We start from the raw sequence: 15638 nt of genomic DNA on the forward strand, positions 1-15638 counted from the left end.
TAGCTGCATTTTTACTTGCGTTTAAACTTAATCTTTCCCTATACTCGGCGCTCTTGTCGGAGTGCCCATTTGGGCTGAGACCGCGTTACGCGGGATCCGTTGAACCTGATCAGGTTAGAACCTGCGAAGGGAACAAGGGTAATGTACCCGGAGTTTTTCCCATTTTTAGGCCATAATTTATGGCCATTGTTGAGAAAGGCCCACTAGTCAAACCAGATGTTAGTTGCACCTAGCGCGACTAAGTTATCTGAACGGCTATCCTAACGGCACACCGCCGTCATTACTCCAACATACTCCAGGCAAGCAACTTTGTTAACCCATTGGTTTATTAAGGATTGCTATGTCTTCAACTACCTCAAACCGTCGTACCCTGCGCCAGCAGGCGATGCAAAATATTCATCAGATTGCACCTCATCAGTTCACGGGCTCACATCGGGTCTATCTGGACGCCGGTGAAGATATTCAGGTGCCCTGCCGCGCCGTCACGTTAACCGACGCTCTAAAAAGTCAGATTTTTCTGTACGACTGCAGCGGCGCTTTTGGTGATCCGGCGCAGCAGGTGAACGTCCGCCGTGGCCTGCCCACTTTGCGTCAAACCTGGCTGGATGCCCGTCAGGACACCACGCCAACGCAGCGCCAGTTTTCACCTGATGATATCGAACTGGAGCAATGGCCCACCGAGTTTAGCTCCGATTGCCGTCGCGCCCTGCCCGGCAAAACAGTCACCCAACTGCATTACGCCCGTGCCGGTATCATCACTGCGGAAATGAAATTTATCGCTTGTCGCGAAAATATGGCGATCGACAATCTGGCGTCGCAACAGGATGAGCGGTTACAACCACAACAAAGCGGCCGCAGCTTTGGCGCCCATATTCCAAAGCACATAAACGCCGAATTCGTAAGGGCTGAAGTCGCGGCAGGACGCGCCATTATTCCGTTAAATATCAATCACCCGGAAGCAGAGCCAATGATTATTGGCCGCAACTTTTTAGTCAAAGTAAACGCCAATATTGGTAATTCCTCAGTCAGTTCCAGCATCGAAGAGGAAGTGGAAAAACTGATTTGGTCGACCCGTTGGGGCGCAGATACGGTGATGGATTTGTCGACCGGGCGGCGAATTCACCAGACCCGCGAATGGATTATCCGCAACAGCCCGGTGCCGATTGGCACAGTGCCAATTTACCAATGTCTGGAAAAAGTCGGCGGCAAAGTGGACGCACTGAGCTGGGAATTATTCCTTGAAACCCTGCAGGAACAAGCCGAGCAAGGCGTCGATTATTTCACCATCCATGCCGGCGTGCTGTGGGAGTTTTTGCCGCTGACCGCCAAACGCCTGACCGGTATTGTCTCGCGTGGCGGCGCGATTATGGCGCAGTGGTGCCAGACCAAGCAGCAACAAAACTTTATTTATCAACACTTTCGCGAGATTTGCGCTTTGTGCGCGCAATACGATATTTCCCTCTCCTTGGGTGATGGTTTAAGGCCTGGATCAATTGCTGATGCCAATGACGAAGCGCAGTTTGCCGAGCTTCGCACCTTAGGCGAGCTGACCAAAATCGCCTGGGAATACGACGTGCAGGTGATGATTGAAGGTCCGGGACATGTGCCATTACAGCTGATTGAAGCCAATATGACCGAACAGCTGAAGCATTGCCATGAAGCGCCGTTTTACACTTTAGGGCCATTAACGACCGATATCGCCCCAGGTTATGACCATATCACCTCCGGCATTGGTGCGGCATTAATCGGCTGGTTCGGCTGCGCCATGCTGTGTTATGTCACGCCAAAAGAACACTTAGGGCTGCCGGACAAAGAGGATGTTAAACAAGGGCTGATCACCTACAAAATTGCCGCCCATGCCGCCGATTTAGCCAAAGGTCATCCGGCGGCGCAGCTGCGCGACAATGCGCTATCGGCGGCACGCTATGATTTTCGCTGGCAGGATCAATTTAATCTGGCATTGGATCCGGACACCGCCCGTGCTTATTACCAGCAAAGTGCCCCGGCGGGACAGGCCGATGAACATGCGGAATTTTGCTCGATGTGCGGACCGAAGTTCTGCTCGATGAAGCTCAACCAGCAGCTGCGGGATTTAGCGGTGCCGGTCGATGCGGTAAGGCCGCACACTCTTGTAGCAAATAGCAATGCAAGCACTAACAACGCAGATGCAACAGCGCTGGCCAAGGAGCTGGTATGAACGGCCAGCGTTTGTTAAACCCACATGGCGATGCTCCTGCTGAAAAACTGCCGCTGGTGTGGCTGATCGGCGGCAGCGACAGTGGCGGCGGTGCTGGCATTCAGGCCGATTTACGCACCGTCACTGCGCTCGGCGGCCACGGCTGTACGGTTGTCACCGCCATCACCGCCCAAAACTCCGTAAAATTAAACGCGGTATTTGCCGTCACCCCGCAACAGTTGTTGGCGCAGCTTGATACGCTGGATGCCGATTTACCGCCAGCCGCGATCAAAATTGGCCAGTTGCCGGATACTTCAATCGCTTTGGCGTTAGCAAACTGGCTGGCACACTGGCTGTCAAAATTTCGCAGCCGTGCCGCCGAAACGCCTCCAGTGATCTGGGATCCGGTGATTTATGCCAGCTCCGGTGCCTGTCTGTCGGAGCTATCTTCAGACAGCATCCGGCAGTTACTACAAGTAGTGGATATTCTGACACCTAATCTGGCAGAGCTTTCGTGGCTAAGTCAGGCGGACAGTATTGCGACAGCAGTCAACAACGAGCAGGCGTTGTCGCAATTGAAGGTCCTTCGTCAGCACTTTAGAGGTGATATTTTACTGAAAGGTGGCCATAGCGACGATCCGCTCCGCTGTACCGACTTATGGTGTAGCGGACCACAAAGTAGTTTGATCACCGCACCTAGACATAACGGCGAACACAACCGCGGCACCGGCTGCACCCTGGCGAGTGCTTTGGCCACGGCGCTGGCGCTCGGTTTTACCAAACCCGATGCAGTCACCATCGCCCGCGCTTATTTACAACAGGCACTGCGTTTAAGTTATCCGACAGGCAATGGTGCCGGTAGCCTTGGCGTGGCTGGCTGGCCGCGTCAGCAAACTGATTTTCCACTTTGGCAGGATGTCACGGCGCCTTTACCTTTGCAGCTGAAATTTGCCCGGTTAACCCAACCGATTGGGCTGTACCCGGTGGTTGACGATTTACAGTGGCTTATTCGCCTGCTGCCACTGGGCGTGCAAACCATTCAACTTCGGCTGAAAAACAAAACGGCCGTTGAGCTAGAACGACAAATTCAAAGTGCGGTCGAGCTATGCCGCGATTATCAAATCCAGCTGTTTATTAACGACCACTGGCAGCTCGCCATTAAATATCAGGCCTTTGGCGTGCATCTGGGGCAAGAAGATCTCGCGGATGCAGATCTCACAGCCATTGCCGACAAAGGCTTGCGCTTGGGAGTTTCGACTCACGGTTATGCCGAACTCGCCAGGGTATTGCCATTGCAGCCGTCGTACATTGCACTTGGCCATATTTTCCCGACCAACACCAAGCAGATGCCATCAAAACCACAAGGGCTAAAGCGCTTGCAGCACTATGTCAGGTTGTGCGCGACGGTGCCGGGTGTGCCGACGGTGGCGATTGGCGGCATCGATGAGCGGAATATTCAGGCGGTGGTGCAAACCGGCGTGCGCGGCGTGGCGGTGGTTTCCGCCATTGTCGCCGCGCCGCAACCGGAAAAAGCGTTGCAGCAATTGCAGCAATATTGCCATGCCTTACAACTGCCGCCGGGGGTTGAACGCGATGGCTACTAAGCTGACTACCTCAGCGAAATTGATCACCTCAGCCAATCACAGTTCACCAGCAGCACTGCAATCACCACTACCCGATCAGCAGTTTTTGTATTACAGCCGGCAATTGTTGTTGCCGGACTGGTCGGAGCAACGCCAGTTACAACTGCAGCAAAAAAAAGTGCTGATTGTCGGCATGGGTGGGCTCGGCTGCCCGGCGGCGACTTATCTGGCTGGTGCCGGTGTTGGCTGGCTGTTACTGGCTGACGGCGACAAAGTTGAGCTGAGTAACTTACCGCGGCAGACTTTGTTCCGGGTAAGCGATATCGGTTTAAACAAAGCCGAAGCCGCTGCCGCCACCTTGCAACAACTGAACCCGTTTATCCGGATTGATGCCTTATCGCAAATGTTGGATGAAGCCGAATTAGTCAGACGGATCGCCTGGGCTGATTTGGTGCTCGATTGCAGCGACAACCTTGCCACTAAACTCGCCATCAACCGGATATGCCAGCAGCAACAACGCTGCTGGCTTGGCGCCTCGGCCAGTGGCTATCAGGGTTACAGCTGGTTGATTAATCCGGCCAGTGGCGGTTGCCTGGAGTGCCTTGGGCATCAGCAACCACTGCTACCAGGCGGCTGTCTGCAACAAGGCGTCTACACGCCGCTCGTCGGCCAGCTTGGCCTGCAACTGGCCAGTATGGCGCTACAACAGCTGGCAAACGGCCGTCGGCGGCGCAGTTTTGTACAGATTTACCAACATCATCAACAACAATTCAGCCAGTGCCAGTTGCTGGCCGATCCCCAGTGCAAATGTTGTGGAGTGACCGCAGATGTCTGAAAAAATTGATATTTATTTAAACGGTGATCGGCTGCAAGTTGCAGTGGGCATTGATTTGCAACAGTTGCAGCAACAATTTGCAGCTGATCAACAGGTTGCGATCGCGCTGAACACCGAAATAATGCCACGCCGCTGTTGGCCTGAACGTGTGCTACAGGCGCGGGATCAGGTGTTGATATTTAACCTGGTGGCTGGAGGTTAGTATGTTCACAATTGCCGAAACTCCGTTACCCCGCCTGCTGCTTGGCAGTGGTAAATTCGCAAGTCCAGCGCTGATGCTGGATGCAGTCCGTGCCAGTGGTACCGGTTTGGTCACTGTGGCGCTCAAACGAATTAAACCCGGTCAGCCGAGCCTGGATTTAATTTCACCACTGCGACAAGCCGGGGTGAACATTTTGCCCAACACTTCAGGCGCTGTTGACGCCAAAGAGGCCATTTTTGCCGCTGAGCTGGCGCGTGAACTATTACAAACCAACTGGGTGAAACTGGAAATTCATCCAGATGCACGTTTTCTGATGCCGGATCCGGAACAAACTTTAATTGCCGCACGGCAATTGGTGAAACTGGGTTTTGTGGTGCTGCCTTATTGCAGCGCCGACCCGATCCTCTGTCTGCGCTTACAAGAAGCTGGCTGCGCTGCTGTGATGCCACTCGGTTCAGCCATTGGCTCGAATCAAGGGCTGCAAAATAAAGCCATGCTGGAAATTATTATTGAGCAAGCCAGGGTACCGGTGATTGTCGACGCCGGTCTTGGTCAGCCTAGTCATGCGTGCGCCGCGCTGGAAATGGGCGCGGCGGCGGTGCTGGTCAATACCGCGATAGCAACTGCTGCCGATCCGGTGCAGGCAGCGACCGGCTTTCGACTGGCGGTAGAGGCCGGTATGGCTGCGCGGGCCGCCCGTTGTGCGCCACCAAGCCTGCATGCCAACGCCAGCAGTCCGATTGAGTCTTTACTCACGTTTTTAAGTTAAAGAGGGTTTTAACATGCGCAGCTTTAGCGATGTCCTAGCCCAAACCGATTGGGTCGCCTTGCAACTGGCCACCTTTGATACCGCGGCAGTTGAGCGCGCGTTAACGGCGAGTAGACTGAACCTGACTGATTTTCAGGCACTGCTAAGCCCCGCCGCTTTGCCGAGGCTACCGCAACTGCTGGAAAAAGCCAGCTTGCTAACAACCCAGCAATTTGGCGCGGCCAGGCAATTGTTTGCGCCTTTATATCTATCCAATCTTTGCGCCAACGAATGTACTTATTGTGGCTTTTCAATGAGTCAGGCAATTAAACGCAAGGTGCTGACCGATACCGAGCTCATCGAAGAAGCCAATGCCGTCAAAGCTTTAGGCCATGATCAGTTGTTACTGGTGGCCGGCGAGCACGAGCGTAAAGTCGGTATGGCCTATTTCCGCCAGCAAATCCCGCTGCTTAAACCACTGTTCAGCCGCTTGATGCTGGAAGTGCAGCCGCTGGCGATGGATGACTATTGCGAATTAAAACAACTGGGCATTGATACCGTGCTGGTATATCAGGAAACCTATCAAGCTCAGGCTTACGCCAAATACCATCTCAAAGGTAAGAAGATGGATATGATCTGGCGTTTAGATTGCCCGGATCGGATTGGCGAAGCTGGCGTCGACAAAATCGGCCTTGGCATTTTGCTTGGGCTCGCCGACTGGCGGTTGGACGCGGTGCTACTGGCGACACACCTGCGGTATCTGCAACAACAATTCCCTTATTGCCAATTTAGTATCGCATTGCCCCGCTTACGGCCTTGCAGTGGCGGTATCGAGAGTTCGTATCCGGTCAGCGACCGCGAACTGGTGCAGCTGTATTGTGCCTTCCGGCTGTTGGCACCGGAAATTGATTTAACCCTGTCGACTCGAGAAAGCCCACAGCTTCGGGATTTATTGTTGCCGCTGATGATCACCAGTCTCAGCGCCGGTTCGAAAACGCAGCCTGGTGGCTATCAGGTGGCGCCCCAAAGTTTGCAGCAATTTAGTATTGATGATGATCGCAGTGCCAAACTGATGGCGCAGCGCCTGACCGAGCTAGGTCTGCAACCGGTGTGGACCAACTGGCATCCGGCGTTTGGCCGGGGTGAACTCTAATCCTGGCGCAACTTGTTTCAGAGCTTGCGACAACCGGGATCTATTGTTGGATCCTCAAAAGAGCAACGGTTTAAAACTCTGTCCAAACGTTCACCAGCTCTGGCTGAACAACCGGCGATTATGGTAGCCTTGTCGGCCTGAAATTCATCGGTCGTCGGCTACCTTTTGCTGGGATTATTCGCTTGAAACAATTCATAAATCGCTACCGGACCTGGCTGCTTGGCCTGATGTTGACCTTGTCGTTGTCAGCCTGCGTGGCGCCGATGCTATTGTTGTCACCACAAGGCCAGCTGATGTGGGCATTGCTGAAGCCCTTGGTTGGTTTAGATCCAAAAACCGCGAATTTATTTGAACAACCTTTACTGAAAGGCCGGATGCAGGCGCTACTCGGTGACAACTACAGTACCGCTGTTTCCTTGCTGAATACCGCCAATAAAATTCAGCAGGAAGGCCCGCTATTTTATCTGGTGTCGAACTATACGCCGGTGCCGCAACTGGCGGAAAAAGCCGGTTTTGTCTGGAATGCCGAAACTAACCAAATGGCGGTATTACTGGTCAGCGGCGGTGCACCTTTGGTGTTTGCCGAGCAGCTCAACCAACAAGCCGCCAAAGTGATCCCAAGCTGGCCAGCCGAACTGGTCGACTACACCGATCCGGTGAAACTGAAACAGATGGCACTGACCAAAGCGGCTACCACTGCGGGTAGCAGCCTGGGTTTATCCGAAAATCAAACCGCGCTGGTGACCACAGCTGCCACCGGCGGTGATGTCAAAGCGCTAGCCGTCACTCAGGCCACGGATGCGGCAACCAACAAAGCATCCAGCACTTTGGGGCTTTCAAAAAATCAAACAGCTTTGGTCAAAACAGCTGCCACCGGCGGTGATGTCAAAGCGCTGGCAGTGACTCAGGCGACAGACGCTGCAACCGACAAAGCGTCAAGTACTTTGGGGCTTTCCGAAAATCAAACGGCTTTGGTCAAAACAGCTGCCACCGGCGGTGATGTCAAAGCGCTGGCGGTGACTCAGGCGACCGATGCTGCGACGGAAAAAGCCACCGCAGTCGCCACCGAAAAAGCGACCGGCGATCTTGGCCTTACCGCAGAACAAGCGGACGCCGCAGCGCAGCTTGCCAAAGGCGCCAGCGTCACAGAGTTGTCCGAAAAATATCAGCAACAAAGCGCGGCAGAGCAAATAAAGGAGCAAAAACAACAGTTTGTTACGCAAGCGACCGATCCAATTCTCAATCAGATCAATACCCAAAATGAGGCTGAAGTAAAACAGGAACTCCAGCACAAAACCGAGCCAACAGCACAGCAAGCGGTAGTTACAGCAACGGCTGAAACAGCGCAAGGTATGACCACACCACTACCACCGGTTTTGGCAACCGCAAAACAATCAGTTGAAGAATTAACCGCACAATTAACTGCCGCCACCGAGCAAGAAATGGCGGCGGAAATGGCATTGGAACAAGCCGAAGCGAAAATTGCTGCCGCAGAAGCACAGTTGTCACGGGCAACAACCGGCGCGATGCAAGATGCAGCGAACTCAGCTTTGGTAAAAGCACAAACCGAGCAACAAGCCGCCAGCGAAGCCTTATTGCAAGCCCAGCAGAAAGTACAACAACTGCAGCAACTCATCAAAGCCAGCGCGCCACCAGCCGCAAAATCTGCGCCAGAGGCAGCTACAAATGCAGCGCCAAAAGCTGAAGAAAAACCAATGCAATAAGGCTAAATAACGGTGCTAACTCCACCATAAACAATATACTGCGCCACCTGCATTGCCTGAGCAAAGGGTGGCTTATTCTTTGACAAGATTTGCCTAAGGGCAAATATGGCTTTCACTTCATCATGACCGAGCAACTTTAACCGAGCAACTATGACCAAACAACTACAACAATACTGGCAACAAGGGCTGACATTAATTGCCCAACCGCATTTTTTAATACAGTTATCCCTGATTGCAGCATCTCTGGTGCTGGCCTGGCTGTTTAATTCATTTATTCAGACCAAGCTTGCATTGCACAATCCAACTGGCTTTAAGCATGTCGCGCTGCGAAGTTCACAGCGCATTATGATGCCGCTGAGCCTGGCGTTATTGTTCTGGCTTTGTAGCGCCGTGCTGGAAGCCAATGAAATACCGGCAAAATTACTGGATTTGCTGTTACCGGTGGCCTTAGCGCTGGGTGTTGTGCGTTTGTTGGTGTATATCCTGCGCAAAGCATTTTCATCTAGCCCATTAATTAAATCAGCCGAGCCGTTTGTGGTCATTACCATTTGGCTGACGCTGGTACTGCATCTGCTTGGGTGGCTCACGCCGTTACTGAAACTGTTTGACGCGCTGGCGGTGACTTTTGGCGAAAGCCGGATTTCGCTGTTGATCGTGATTAAGCTCGTCCTGATCATCGTGCTGGCCTTTACCATAGCGTTGTGGCTGGCCGAAGTGATTAACCAGAAGATGAAAAACTCGAAGGTGATCAGCCCCAGCATGCAGGTTGGCTTTAGTAAATTCGCCAAGTTCTTCCTGATCACCTCGGCGTTTTTGTTTGCGCTCAATGCCGTAGGGATTAACTTAAGTTCACTGGCAATTTTTGGTGGTGCGCTGGGTGTTGGCCTCGGTTTTGGTTTACAGCGGATCGCTTCGAACTTTATCAGCGGTTTTATTCTGGTATTTGACCGTTCGATTAAGCCGGGCGACATCATTACCGTCGGTGATAAGTTTGGCTGGGTCGAGCAGCTGAACGCACGCTATGTGGTGTTACGCAACCGTCAGGGCGTTGATACGCTTATTCCCAACGAAAACCTGATTATCACTGAAGTGATTAACTGGAGTTACGCCGATCCGAATGTGCGGCTGGAAGTAAAAATTCCAATCAGCTATCACAACGATCCAGAACAGGCGATGGCGCTGATGTTGCAATGTGCCAACGCTTCGCCGCGGGTGTTAACCACGCCAGAGCCAACCGTACGGCTGATGGATTTCGCCGAAAGCGGGATGAATCTACAACTCCGGGTGTGGATTGCCGATATGGAAAACGGCACCGCTTCGGTTAAATCAGAAATTAATCTGGCGATTTGGCGGGCCTTTAAAGCCAACAATATCACCATGCCGTTCCCACAACGCGACTTGCATCTGAAGTCAGGTTGGCCTGCGCTAGAAAAGCCAGCGACGCCAGAAATGCCGGAAAAACCAGCACCAACTCAAGACGACTGAGCTCAAAATCAAAGCCTGGCAAAACCTATGACCAGGCCATATATCAAATCTCTTGCGACACCGCAAACCGCACAAACAGTTGGTACAATTCATTCAGAATTGCACCAACTGTCACGGCTTATTACGCCGCTGAACGATCTAATAACAAATCGTCTTCATCGCGCACAATAATCAGCTCTTTTGCCGCTTGTTTCGCAGCAACCACAGACTCAGTTGCCGGTTCTAAAGTAGCGGTCAGCAGATCTGCCGCTGGCTCCACTGCTTTATCCTTTTTTACCGTTTTCGCTTTTGCACCCAGCGCCTGCAGAATTTCGTCTTTATTTTGTGCCAGATAAAGTGCCAGCGACTCTTGCTGCGACTCATCGGCCAGTAATTGACTTTGGCCCAGCACCACAAACAGCTCATCGGCAATATCGAGCATTTTGTCATAAGCGTCTGCTTCACTTTTGGCAGCAAAAGTCATTTTCTCAACCCCGTTGCGTTCAATCACATATTTCACGATGACAGCCATAGCTTTTCTCACCTTAGTTGCACATATAATCGGATACTGATTATTTATACAGTATAGATCTGAAGTTTGTCCAGCCCTGCTGCGGATAAAATTTTCTCATCGCGCAAATCAGCATGACGCCTCGGGATGTATCGCCTGTGCCGGTATTTTCGCGTAGGATTAAAGTTATCGCTTACAAAGCAATCTGCAGCAAGGAGCAACAATGTCGAACCCCGCCATGTCAATCTGGCAACAACGCCGCCAGCAGGAACAAAGCGAACGGCCGCAGGATCACCGCACGCCATGGCAACGCGATAAAGCCCGTATTTTACATAGCGCCGCCTTTCGCCGGTTGCAGGCGAAAACCCAGATCATGGGTGTAGGCCAGAATGATTTTTACCGTACCCGCCTCACCCACTCACTGGAAGCGGCGCAAATTGGCACCGCGCTGGTGGCACAGTTGCAACTGAATGCACCGACCACAGAATTAAAAGAACTCCTTCCGGCAGATAGCTTGATGGAAGCTTTATGCCTGGCGCATGATATTGGCCACCCACCCTTCGGCCATGGTGGCGAATATGCACTGCATCATTGTATGCAGCAGGCCGGCGGTTTTGAAGGCAACGGCCAGACACTGCGCATCGTCGGCAAGCTGGAACCTTATACCGCCGAAGGTGGCATGAATTTAAGTCGCCGCACTTTGCTCGGTTTACTCAAATACCCGGTGTTGCAACCAGTTCTGCCCAAAGACTCAGTGGCCTCCACTAATCGCAGTAGCAGTAAACCATGCAAAGCGATTTATCGCGAGGATGCCGACTTACTCGACTGGATTTTAGCGCCGTTATCAACCAATGATCGCGAACAGTTTCAGGCGGCAGATACATTAGCTGCTGCACCTTTTCTAAAATCCAGATATAAATCACTGGATGCATCGATTATGGAGCTGGCCGATGATATCGCTTATGGCGTGCATGATTTGGAAGATGCGGTGGTCACCGGCACGGTACAGCGCGAATTGTGGCTGGAAGAAATCGCTAAACATACCAGCGACTGGCAGCAGAGTACGGTAGAATTTTTAACGCAAGTCGGCGAAAAACTATTTAAATCTCAGCATCATATCCGTAAAGATGCCATCGGCGCTCTGGTCAACCGGTTGATCACCAGTGTGCAGTGGCAGCAAAGTTTGCCGCTGGCGAGCGAGCCCTTGATCCGGTATAACGCGGTGTTGCCGCCGGAAGAGTTGAAAATATTGCAGCTGCTGAAATCCTTTGTCTATCGGCATGTCATTTTGCACCCGAGCCTGCAACAACTGGAATTTCGCGGCCAAACCATAGTACAAGCGCTGTTTGAAGCTTTTGCCCAGGAACCACTGCGGTTATTGCCCTTTAATACCCAGCAGCGCTGGCGTGATCTTTCGGCAGTGCAACTTGGCGACCGCGCTATTTGTGATTATATTGCCGGCATGACCGACGAATACGCCGAACGGATGTATCAACGTTTATTCGGCCGTGGTTCTTCATAGCTATACCCTTCATCCTTGAAGATGCGGGGTTGTTGCCATCGCTCATTCGCCCCAGTCACATAGACAGCTATGCTCCTGGGGTCTCACTCACTCGGCGCCTACCCGCATCTTCAATGATTTTGGGTATAAGTACATTGCTTACAGAAGCGTAAGGAAAAGGATTTGCACGCACCTTTAGTTCTCAAAGCCGGGCCTGTTGCCCTGAAACATATCCAGCAACATGGCCTTCGAAGCGACGATATAGAAGTCTTAGTCGGCGCCAGCGGCGGCCCGAAATGGTTTTGTTTATTTGGTTTGGATCAGTATCTGGCGGCCGAGTTTTTTCAAGGCCGGCAAAAACCGCTGCAATTATTGGGTAGCTCAGCCGGCGCCTGGCGCTTTGGCTGTTACGCACAGGCCGATCCGGCTGCCGCCTCGCGCCGTTTTTGCGACGCCTACCGCACTTTATGTTATGCCAAAGATGCAACTATTGCAGAAATCACCGCCACTTCGGCCACCGTGATGGATGCGGTATTTCCAACCCTTGATCATTTACAGCAAGTGATTGATAACCCGGTATTCCGGCTGAATTTTATTGTCGCAAGGTCGCGAAAACTCAATAGTGGCAAGGGCAAAGCAGCGCAAATTGGTGCTTTGACCTTAACGGCGGCCGCCAATTTGGTCAGCCGTAAAACGCTGGGGCTGTTTTATCAACGTTATTTATTTCAGCATCCGTCATCGAGCAATTCAGCCTTAACTAATGAAGCTGCTTTTGCCGATGTCAAAGACCTGCCAACCCAAAGAGTCAGCCTGACGGTCGATAACTTAAAACCAGCACTATTAGCCTCAGGCGCTATTCCACTGGTGATAGCACCGGTGCGGCATATTCCGGGCGCCGGTTTTGGTCATTTTGTTGATGGTGGTATTACCGATTATCATTTTGACTGGCCGTTTAGCGCTAAAGGCCTGGTGCTGTACCCGCATTTTTACCCACATCTCACGCCGGGCTGGTTTGATAAGTCACTGCGCTGGCGCCGGGCTAAAGCAAAAAACCTACACAATGTGGTGTTGGTCTGCCCAAGCGAGACTTGGGTCAAATCACTCCCTTTTGGCAAGATCCCCGATCGCACTGATTTTTCGACCATGTCGGACGAGGCTCGAATGGCCTATTGGCTGGAAGTCACCGAACGGTCGTTTGAGCTGGCAGCGGCGTTGAAATCCGGTAACTACAGGTTGCTGCCGTGGTAAGGCTGCTGTCAAATGTCATTGTTGTTTCGAAAAAATGTGCTGTAAAGAAACAAGAAAATGAGATCAGAGTATCCCTCTGATCTCATTTTTGGCTTGCCACAACTGCACTTTAACCAGGTAGTTGCAACTTTAGTTGTGATTTAAAAACCTAAGCTAACGGTGACGCTCGCGCTGCGTCCGGCACCTAACAAATAGGCACCTTCACTACCGCCACTAATATGCTCTTCGTCGGTCAGGTTATTCAGTACAAAGTTGATATCCAGTGAGTTGACTAACTGCTGACCGGACAGCACTTTGCTATATCCCAGATAAGCATTCCACAAGGTATGACTTTCGATCTTATCTTTGTTCCAAACATCCTGGTTTGCGACATAACTATGTTTGGCTGCACCAAAATAATCGCCCTGATATTTAGCACCAACACCTGCACGGTAGTCATCCTGTTGATAATTCAGCGATAACGACAACATTTGTTTTGGAATACCGGCGATTTCCTGGCCAGATTTGTATTCAATCACTTCGACTTTTTTGCCCGCCGGATTGTTTTTAACACCCAGCACATTGTCCGAATAGGTAGAATCATTCAGGGTCAGTGATGCTGCCAGATTAAACTGCTCAGTGATACGCCAGTCAAAGCTACCTTCGAAACCTGATGAATCTACGCCACCGATATTGTCATAATCAGAGTCGCCAACAGCATCATAATTTGGCGTACCATCCGGATTCGTCTGATAGGTCAATAATGCGATTCGGTCGTCAAATTTTACTTTGTACAAAGTTGCGGATAAATCAAATGTGTCCCCAGCATAACGTAAACCGATATCGAGATTGTCTGCTGTTTCCGGTTCCAGATCAGCAAGTTGACTGGCTTTTTTCTTCTCCAGCACTTTGTCGGAAATCGCTTTAAAATTCTGCGAATACCCAGAGAACAGTTCTACCCGCTCAGACAGTTGATAGACCAGACCCAGACTTGGCAGCAACTTGGAATCGCTGTCGATTTTGTCCTGGCCAAGCGTATTCAGTAAATCTTTGCGCTCAACATCGACAAAATACTGTTGCACACCGACAGTGATCTGTAAGTCATCCAGCGTGATTTTATCCTGCAAATAAAACTTCATCACATTGTTACTATAATCATCATCTAGCTGTACCCAATATGGTTTTTCATCGTAATAATGATAAACCTTGGAATCAGCCACCGCATGCCAGTCACGTAACTGGTTCCGATCTTGTTGTTCCAGCCACAAACCACTGCGGATTTGATGGCTATCCAGCTCCCATTGCAAATCGGCCATGGTGCCGTAACGGGTTTTGTCATAATGGGTGTGACGATAGGACGAGACGCGTTTAGCACCGGTTAAATCTGCTTTTGGATCCAGAATTGGTCGGCCTTGTTGATCTACATATTTATATGCGATTGATTTTAAATTGCCTTTTGTCACTCTATTGCCATTAGCGTCTGCAACGTAGTGCTGATAAGGCGGCAACCAGTCGCCACGACCACTTTGCAAATGAATATATGGTGTCACTGTCAGTGACAGATTGTCCTGTAACGTAAATTCAGCTTTGACATAACCTAAGGTGTTTTCACGTAATGTAGACCAGGCTTCCGCAAAGTTCTGGTCAATGTCCGGATCACCGGTCCAGACATTGGTCAAGCCGTCCCAACGAGGCGTTTTATCGAAATGTGCCAGCGACACCGGCTGATAGTTATCTTCATCGGTATCATCATAAGATAAACGCGCGGTGATTTTAGTATGTTCCAGTTCGGTAACAGATTTGGCTTCGAAATGCAGACGGTCGCTGTAGCCATTGCTACCGGTACCAATCCAACGATTGTTGAAAGTATCGGACATACTGGCATAAGCGGTGGTGTTACCAAAAACCTGACCAGAATCAAAGCGGATGAAATCACGACGGGCATTAAAACTGCCGCGGGTGAAACCATACTGGACGCCGCGCTCAGCCTCCGGATTGGCGCTGATAAAATTAAGGGTACCGCCCAGCGCATCAAGGGATGCAGAAGCGATGTCGGCAGCGCCCTGACCTACTTCAACCAGCGCGGTGTTCTCTGTGTCCAGATAACGGTTGGCTTTACTGCCGCCGGCATAAGCTGAACCACCATTTGGGATCCCGTCAATGGTAATACCAAGTTGTTGGTCGGCACGGTCGATGACAAATCCGCGCATGCTGACGATAGTGGTGTAATCATCTGCGCCAAAAGCATCACCTTGGCTAACGCTCACGCCAGGCAGATTGTTGATTAAATCCATTACATTACCAACTGGCGACTTGGCCAGTTTGGCGGTTTCATCTGTGACATTGTTAGCATAAGCCACTTTTTTACCAGTGACCGTCATCACTTCAATGGCGGCTTCGGCGGCAGCAACACTTTCTTCGGCAACAGCCAATTGCGGTTGCATGGCAAGGACCACGGCGAGCGTGATTGGACTTAAGCGAGTAATGAACACGAGGAGATCTCCCAAAATTACA

The 15638-nt window shown here is 51.4% G+C and carries 12 protein-coding genes and 1 riboswitch; of the genes, 10 read left to right on the forward strand and 2 right to left on the reverse strand.

Translation table 11 applies throughout. From position 1 onward, the window contains the following. Nucleotides 1-47: 47 nt before the first annotated feature. Nucleotides 48-149, forward strand: a riboswitch (TPP riboswitch). Nucleotides 150-340: 191 nt separating this feature from the next. The 8 genes from thiC to EOE67_RS04755 all read left to right on the forward strand — a co-directional run bounded on the left by thiC (nucleotide 341) and on the right by EOE67_RS04755 (nucleotide 9906). Further along, nucleotides 341-2197, forward strand: a complete 1857-nt coding sequence (gene thiC, locus EOE67_RS04720) for a phosphomethylpyrimidine synthase ThiC (protein ID WP_127697891.1) — start codon at nucleotides 341-343, stop codon at nucleotides 2195-2197. After that, on the forward strand, nucleotides 2194-3780 hold the full coding sequence (gene thiE, locus EOE67_RS04725; RefSeq protein ID WP_127697892.1) for a thiamine phosphate synthase: 1587 nt from the start codon (nucleotides 2194-2196) through the stop codon (nucleotides 3778-3780). Before thiC ends, thiE begins: the two co-directional genes overlap by 4 nt. Next, complete coding sequence (locus EOE67_RS04730; protein WP_164852220.1) at nucleotides 3770-4594, forward strand: HesA/MoeB/ThiF family protein; 825 nt, start codon at nucleotides 3770-3772, stop codon at nucleotides 4592-4594. Before thiE ends, EOE67_RS04730 begins: the two co-directional genes overlap by 11 nt. After that, the gene (thiS, locus tag EOE67_RS04735) at nucleotides 4587-4796 is read left to right on the forward strand and encodes a sulfur carrier protein ThiS (protein ID WP_127697894.1); all 210 of its coding nucleotides are present in this window, start codon (nucleotides 4587-4589) and stop codon (nucleotides 4794-4796) included. Before EOE67_RS04730 ends, thiS begins: the two co-directional genes overlap by 8 nt. Nucleotide 4797: 1 nt before the next feature. After that, nucleotides 4798-5565, forward strand: coding sequence for a thiazole synthase (locus tag EOE67_RS04740; protein WP_127697895.1), 768 nt, complete (start codon nucleotides 4798-4800; stop codon nucleotides 5563-5565). A 13-nt stretch (nucleotides 5566-5578) separates the two neighbouring features. Next, nucleotides 5579-6697, forward strand: coding sequence for a 2-iminoacetate synthase ThiH (gene thiH / locus EOE67_RS04745; protein WP_127697896.1), 1119 nt, complete (start codon nucleotides 5579-5581; stop codon nucleotides 6695-6697). A gap of 182 nt (nucleotides 6698-6879) precedes the next feature. Beyond that, on the forward strand, nucleotides 6880-8421 hold the full coding sequence (locus EOE67_RS20660) for a hypothetical protein (protein ID WP_206099430.1): 1542 nt from the start codon (nucleotides 6880-6882) through the stop codon (nucleotides 8419-8421). Between the two features lie 150 nt (nucleotides 8422-8571). After that, nucleotides 8572-9906, forward strand: a complete 1335-nt coding sequence (locus tag EOE67_RS04755; RefSeq protein ID WP_127697897.1) for a mechanosensitive ion channel family protein — start codon at nucleotides 8572-8574, stop codon at nucleotides 9904-9906. Nucleotides 9907-10027: 121 nt separating this feature from the next. Here the strand turns inward: EOE67_RS04755 and EOE67_RS04760 are convergent, their stop codons facing one another. Further along, nucleotides 10028-10417 (reverse strand): YebG family protein, encoded by a 390-nt coding sequence (locus EOE67_RS04760; RefSeq protein ID WP_127697898.1) that lies wholly within the window; start codon nucleotides 10415-10417, stop codon nucleotides 10028-10030. Nucleotides 10418-10619: 202 nt separating this feature from the next. On the opposite strand from EOE67_RS04760, the gene EOE67_RS04765 reads away from it, so the two are divergent. Both EOE67_RS04765 and EOE67_RS04770 read left to right on the forward strand, forming a co-directional pair. After that, on the forward strand, nucleotides 10620-11918 hold the full coding sequence (locus EOE67_RS04765; RefSeq protein ID WP_206099431.1) for an anti-phage deoxyguanosine triphosphatase: 1299 nt from the start codon (nucleotides 10620-10622) through the stop codon (nucleotides 11916-11918). Between the two features lie 162 nt (nucleotides 11919-12080). Further along, nucleotides 12081-13145 carry a patatin-like phospholipase domain-containing protein gene (locus tag EOE67_RS04770; protein ID WP_127697899.1) on the forward strand — a complete coding sequence of 355 codons (1065 nt, stop codon included), beginning with the start codon at nucleotides 12081-12083 and terminating at the stop codon, nucleotides 13143-13145. A gap of 140 nt (nucleotides 13146-13285) precedes the next feature. Here the strand turns inward: EOE67_RS04770 and EOE67_RS04775 are convergent, their stop codons facing one another. Further along, nucleotides 13286-15616, reverse strand: coding sequence for a TonB-dependent receptor (locus tag EOE67_RS04775; protein WP_206099432.1), 2331 nt, complete (start codon nucleotides 15614-15616; stop codon nucleotides 13286-13288). Nucleotides 15617-15638 lie beyond the last annotated feature (22 nt).

Origin of the sequence: Rheinheimera riviphila (assembly GCF_004005945.1) — a bacterium.
GTDB lineage: Bacteria > Pseudomonadota > Gammaproteobacteria > Enterobacterales > Alteromonadaceae > Pararheinheimera > Pararheinheimera riviphila.

What these genes read in the sequence shown, in the direction of transcription:
- EOE67_RS04760 (WP_127697898.1), bottom strand. Translation starts at nt 10,417, where the DNA reads ATGGCTGTCATCGTGAAATATGTGATTGAACGCAACGGGGTTGAGAAA.
- EOE67_RS04755 (WP_127697897.1), top strand. Translation starts at nt 8,572, where the DNA reads ATGACCAAACAACTACAACAATACTGGCAACAAGGGCTGACATTAATT.
- EOE67_RS04730 (WP_164852220.1), top strand. Translation starts at nt 3,770, where the DNA reads ATGGCTACTAAGCTGACTACCTCAGCGAAATTGATCACCTCAGCCAAT.
- thiS (WP_127697894.1), top strand. Translation starts at nt 4,587, where the DNA reads ATGTCTGAAAAAATTGATATTTATTTAAACGGTGATCGGCTGCAAGTT.
- EOE67_RS04740 (WP_127697895.1), top strand. Translation starts at nt 4,798, where the DNA reads ATGTTCACAATTGCCGAAACTCCGTTACCCCGCCTGCTGCTTGGCAGT.
- thiE (WP_127697892.1), top strand. Translation starts at nt 2,194, where the DNA reads ATGAACGGCCAGCGTTTGTTAAACCCACATGGCGATGCTCCTGCTGAA.
- thiC (WP_127697891.1), top strand. Translation starts at nt 341, where the DNA reads ATGTCTTCAACTACCTCAAACCGTCGTACCCTGCGCCAGCAGGCGATG.
- EOE67_RS04765 (WP_206099431.1), top strand. Translation starts at nt 10,620, where the DNA reads ATGTCGAACCCCGCCATGTCAATCTGGCAACAACGCCGCCAGCAGGAA.
- thiH (WP_127697896.1), top strand. Translation starts at nt 5,579, where the DNA reads ATGCGCAGCTTTAGCGATGTCCTAGCCCAAACCGATTGGGTCGCCTTG.